This window comes from Sphingorhabdus sp., from assembly GCF_023910635.1.
Lineage (GTDB): Bacteria > Pseudomonadota > Alphaproteobacteria > Sphingomonadales > Sphingomonadaceae > Sphingorhabdus_B.
Window position 1 is genome coordinate 1 of sequence record NZ_JAAVVZ010000056.1, and the last position, 3,125, is coordinate 3,125.

Annotated in this window: 4 protein-coding genes and 1 tRNA gene; 2 read left to right on the forward strand and 3 right to left on the reverse strand. The window is 56.7% G+C overall.

Features of this window, described 5'->3' with window-relative positions:
• Window positions 1–14: 14 nt before the first annotated feature.
• Entirely contained in the window at window positions 15–920 is a 906-nt protein-coding gene (locus HEQ34_RS13985; RefSeq protein WP_296201517.1) for a DUF808 domain-containing protein, read from the forward strand.
• 225 nt (window positions 921–1,145) lie between these two features.
• On the opposite strand, the gene HEQ34_RS13990 is transcribed toward HEQ34_RS13985, so the two are convergent.
• Both HEQ34_RS13990 and HEQ34_RS13995 read right to left on the reverse strand, forming a co-directional pair.
• Window positions 1,146–1,361 (reverse strand): hypothetical protein, encoded by a 216-nt coding sequence (locus tag HEQ34_RS13990; protein ID WP_296201512.1) that lies wholly within the window; start codon window positions 1,359–1,361, stop codon window positions 1,146–1,148.
• Window positions 1,358–1,747, reverse strand: coding sequence for a helix-turn-helix domain-containing protein (locus HEQ34_RS13995; RefSeq protein WP_296201514.1), 390 nt, complete (start codon window positions 1,745–1,747; stop codon window positions 1,358–1,360). The genes HEQ34_RS13990 and HEQ34_RS13995 overlap by 4 nt, the downstream gene beginning before the upstream one ends.
• Before the next feature lie 105 nt (window positions 1,748–1,852).
• On the opposite strand from HEQ34_RS13995, the gene HEQ34_RS14000 reads away from it, so the two are divergent.
• On the forward strand, window positions 1,853–2,647 hold the full coding sequence (locus HEQ34_RS14000; protein WP_296201516.1) for a DUF3703 domain-containing protein: 795 nt from the start codon (window positions 1,853–1,855) through the stop codon (window positions 2,645–2,647).
• Window positions 2,648–3,048: 401 nt separating this feature from the next.
• Here the strand turns inward: HEQ34_RS14000 and HEQ34_RS14005 are convergent.
• A tRNA-Trp gene (locus HEQ34_RS14005) sits at window positions 3,049–3,124 on the reverse strand.
• Between the last annotated feature and the right edge of the window lies 1 nt (window position 3,125).

Below are 3,125 nucleotides of genomic sequence, written 5' to 3' on the forward strand. Positions count from 1 at the left end.
AGGAACCACCTCACATGCCATCCGGTCTTGCTGCTTTACTCGACGATATCGCCACAATTACAAAAGTGGCGGCGGCGTCCGTTGATGATGTTGCGGCCGCAGCGGGTAAGGCAGGCAGCAAGGCGGCGGGGGTTGTTATCGACGATACCGCAGTGACGCCGCAATATGTCACCGGCTTTACCCCTGACCGCGAATTGCCGATCATCTGGCGTATTGCCAAGGGGTCGTTTTTCAACAAGCTGGTCATCATCTTGCCGGTGGCTTTGTTGTTGAGCCTGTTTCTGCCATCGGCGATAACGCCGATATTGATGCTGGGCGGGGCCTATTTATGTTTCGAAGGCGCAGAGAAAGTGTGGGAAAAAATCTCCCCACATGAAGAGGTGAGCCTAATCGAGGAGCTTGCGGAGCTGACCAGCACCGAACATGAGGCCGCGATGGTCAAGGGCGCGGTGCGCACCGATTTCATCCTGTCCGCCGAAATCATGGCGATTGCCCTTAATGAAGTGAAAGGCCTTGCCGAAACATCGATCTGGCTGGAGGCAGGGACATTGGCCTTTGTCGCCATCGTCATCACCATCGCGGTTTATGGCGTCGTTGGCCTGATCGTGAAAATGGACGATATCGGATTGAAGTTGGCGGCGCGCGAAAACGCCGGTTCGCAAGCCATTGGCCGCGCGCTTGTAAAAGGCATGCCCAAATTGCTCGCCGCTTTGTCGACCATCGGCACCGCGGCAATGCTGTGGGTGGGTGGGCAGATTATCGTCCACGGCTTTGGCATCCATCCCGCCGAGTTTTTGGGCCTATATGAAGGGGCGCTGGCCTGGGTCGCCGATGCGGCGATGAGCGGCGTCGTCGGTCTTGCCATCGGCGCGGTGATTGTGGTGGTCTACCATCAGGTTGCCAAGCGCAAGGCGGGTTGAGGGTGTAGCCAGAATGTGGTGTGCGTGGGGGGCTGCGTTGCGCTAGTTATTGTATCACGCAAAGACGCGAAGGCGCGAAGGCGCATTCCCCCCAAGCGTCATGCTGAACTTGTTTGTGCTCTGCACGCCTTCGGCTCCAGCATCCATCGTGCCAATCAGACCGAAGGGTGCAGAGGCAAAACCAGATCCCCCCAAAAACACCGTCGCTCCAGCGCAGGCTGGAGCCTATCGCGTCTCGCCGGATAGCGCCGCGCTGGGACGATAGGCGGGATAGGCCCCAGCCTGCGCTGGAGCGACGAAAAAAGGGTTCACGCAGAGGCGCGGAGGCCCGAAGGAAGGGAAAAAGACAATTTCCTTCTCTTCTTCTTTGCGGCTTTGCGGCTTTGTGTGATAAATTTGCGTGATAAAAATGCGCCCGACGGATACGCGCTGCTTTTTCAACGCGGAGCCAAGGTTTCGATTATTTTGCATTCCGCAACCGTGCCGTGACGGCAGGCGCCGACAACCCGGTCGAGTTCGCTGCGCAGAGCTGTTAGATCACCGATTTTGCGCTCGACCTCGGTCAGATGAGCACGCGCGATGTTATCCACCGCTTGGCATGACTGCGACCTGTCATCGGACAATGTCAGAAGTTCGCGCACAGCTTCGATTGTAAATCCAAGGTCACGGGCGCGGCGAATGAACGAAAGACGGGCAAGATGCTCGCTGCCATAAGCGCGGTAGTTGGCCGATGTCCGCGCAGGCGGGGATAGCAGCGCAATTCTTTCATAATAGCGCACCGTTTCGACCTTAGTCGCAGTTGCCTTTGCCAAATCACCAATCTTCATCGCTTGACCCTATAGTTACTACAGGGTGTAGATAGGCGTCCGAATCGAAATTTGTCGAGAAGGAAAAACAATGTTTATCAAGCGCAAGATGACCGGAGAGGCGCAGTGAAAGTCGATATTTCAACCAGGATAGACCTTCCCGCCGAAACTGTTTGGGCAGAAGTGCAGACCGCGGCCTTACTGATGCACATTGCGTGGCCGCTAATGCGGTTTGTGCCAGTGGGCAAAGAACCGCTCGACGCGTTCAAAGCGGGTGGCCGCTATCCGGTGAAACTGCGCCTGTTCGGTGTGTTGCCATTTGGAACGCAATGGATCGTCACCTCTTTGCACGAACCTGAAAACGGCAAATGGCCCAAGCGCCTTCGCGACGACGGCCACAGCGCGATGATCCGGAAATGGGATCACTGGATTACGATCGCGCCAAATCCCGACGGTGGCACCGATTACAGAGATGAGGTTGAGATTTCGGCAGGTGTGCTGACCCCTTTTATCTGGACCTTCGCGCAACTTTTCTACCGACATCGACAGCGGCGCTGGCGCGGGCTTGCGCGAACACTTCATGCCCGTCGGCTCATCGCCCAAGAAATGGCCGCTTTCAAAAAGAGTCGAACAGCCGGTGACATCGCCTCTGCTTGGCACGCCCTCGAACGCGCACATATTGTTTCGCAGCTTTTTTTGGGGCTACATATCGCCAACCATCGCACGATGCTGGGCTTTGCAGTGGCGCAGAGGGACTGGCGTGAAGTGCGGGGGCAGATCCTTCGGCTTGCGCTTGCGCCAATTGGGACGCTTACGGGACGAATTCCGTTAGGCAACACCGGCCGCTCCAATGTGAGCGTGTTTCAGACATTGCCTATCCCCGATGACTTACGTGACGGCAACGAAGGTGCGTTGCCATGACGCGCGACGATGGGCTGCGCTCATGTTTTTATCACGCAAAGACGCAAAGGCGCGGAGGAAGGTGGCAAAGGTGCATTCCCCACAACGTCATGCTGGAGCCGCAGGCGTGCAGAGCACAACTTGTTTGTGCTCTGCACGCCTGCGGCTCCAGCATCCATCGGGCCACGCAGACCGAAGTTTTTGGCTGATAGATGGACCCTGAACCAAGTTCAGGGTGACGTTGGGGGTGACGGCTTCGGGGGAGGTGACGGTGTGGTTCACGCAAAGCCGCGAAGGCGCAAAGGCGCGAAGGAAGGGAAAAAGACAATTTCCTTCTCTTCTTCTTTGCGACTTTGCGGCTTTGTGTGATAAATTTGGCTGCGGCGGAGGGCGCAGCGACCATTTCTAAATATGTAAGAAAATGGCAGGAGTTGGGGGACTCGAACCCACGACCCTCGGTTTTGGAGACCGATGCTCTACCAACTGAGCTAAACTCCTG

Coding starts and splice junctions, on each gene's coding strand:
- HEQ34_RS13985 (WP_296201517.1), top strand. CDS start 15: ATGCCATCCGGTCTTGCTGCTTTACTCGACGATATCGCCACAATTACA.
- HEQ34_RS13995 (WP_296201514.1), bottom strand. CDS start 1,747: ATGAAGATTGGTGATTTGGCAAAGGCAACTGCGACTAAGGTCGAAACG.